Raw genomic sequence first — 1,261 nt, forward strand, 5'->3', positions numbered from 1 at the left:
CAGCCTCCCCACACCCCGGTCGTCCACCTGCTGATCGGCCTCACCGGCTCCGGCAAAACGACCTACGCCCGCCGCCTCGAAGCCGAGGGCGCACTGCGGCTCTCGGTCGACGAAGAGGTCTTCGCGCGCAACGGCAGGTACGGCATCGACTACCCCGACCACGAGTACCCCGCCCGCGAACGCCCAGTGGTCGAAGACCTGCGACGCCGTCTGGTCGAGGCAATCCGCGCAGGCCGCGACGTAGTCCTCGACTACGGCCTGTGGCGCCGCACGGAACGCGAGGCGTACAAGAAGCTGGTCGAGGACGCCGGCGGCACCTGGCGCCTGATCTACCTGAAAGTCGACAAAGCCGAACTCCTGCGCCGCTTACGCGAACGCAACCTCCGCGCCGACGCCAACGCCCTCCCCGTCACCCCGGACATGCTCGACGACTTCTACGCCCGCTTCGACGAGCCGAATGCCGAAGGCGAGGAGATCATCGTTTGATCATCGTGGCCGAATGACCTAAACCGCCCTGACAGCCCCTTCAGGCCAGACGACGCGCACCGGAACGCCACGCTCCCGTGCTTCGCCCACGACCTCGGCCGTCCCGCCATAGCCCCGCGCTGGCTGCCCGTCCCAGACGGCGATCAGCTCACCGATAATCGTCAGCATGAGCACGCTGGCAGCCATGTACGCCTCGGAGCCGGACTCGACGTAGGCCAACTCATGGACCTCACTGGCCAGACCGATGATCTCGTCGTAGTCGGCGTGGTGGCTCCCCGGCAGGCTCTCACGGTACGTGCCGGCCGGCACGATGACTTCGAGCGAACCGCCGCGCGCAAGCACCTCTCGGGCGAAGAGCGTATCCGCGCCGTCGGCAAGACAGGTAACGCCGACGAGCTCACCCTCACCTGGAGCGGCGTCGCCGAGCTCAGCGCGAAGCATCGCAATCACGCGCTCGGCGACGTCCGCCGACAGTCCCCGGTGACCGGTGATTCCGACTCTGCCCACGGCGGCGCTCCTAGGCAGTGTTGGTGAATCTGACCATCTATTAATCTCTATGTACGGTCTCTGTGTCCGGGTCATTCCGGGCACAGAGACCGTAGCCAGATCAGTGCGCTGACCAGCTCGATTCCGCCTTGGTAGCGGTCGGGGAGCTTGTCGTAGCGGGTCGCGATGCCGCGCCACTGCTTGATCCGGTTGTTGCATCGTTCGATCAGGTTGCGGCGCTTGTACAGTTCGGCGTCGAATGCGGGGGGCCGCCCGCCTTTCGGGCCCT

General features: G+C 66.4%; 2 protein-coding genes and 1 pseudogene. 1 reads left to right on the plus strand and 2 read right to left on the minus strand.

Going from position 1 to position 1,261, the window contains the following annotated elements; all coding sequences use genetic code 11:
• Positions 1-27: 27 nt before the first annotated feature.
• The gene (locus KDL01_RS41205) at positions 28-486 is read left to right on the plus strand and encodes a P-loop nucleotide/nucleoside kinase family protein (RefSeq protein ID WP_368861752.1); all 459 of its coding nucleotides are present in this window, start codon (positions 28-30) and stop codon (positions 484-486) included.
• An 18-nt stretch (positions 487-504) separates the two neighbouring features.
• Here KDL01_RS41205 and KDL01_RS41210 read toward each other — a convergent pair whose 3' ends face one another.
• Positions 505-993, minus strand: coding sequence for a hypothetical protein (locus KDL01_RS41210; RefSeq protein ID WP_212534157.1), 489 nt, complete (start codon positions 991-993; stop codon positions 505-507).
• Between the two features lie 71 nt (positions 994-1,064).
• Positions 1,065-1,261, minus strand: a pseudogene (locus tag KDL01_RS41215) (IS5/IS1182 family transposase); the annotation flags it as partial.

Origin of the sequence: Actinospica durhamensis (assembly GCF_018139695.1) — a bacterium.
In the GTDB taxonomy this organism is placed as follows: Bacteria; Actinomycetota; Actinomycetes; order Streptomycetales; family Catenulisporaceae; genus Actinospica; species Actinospica durhamensis.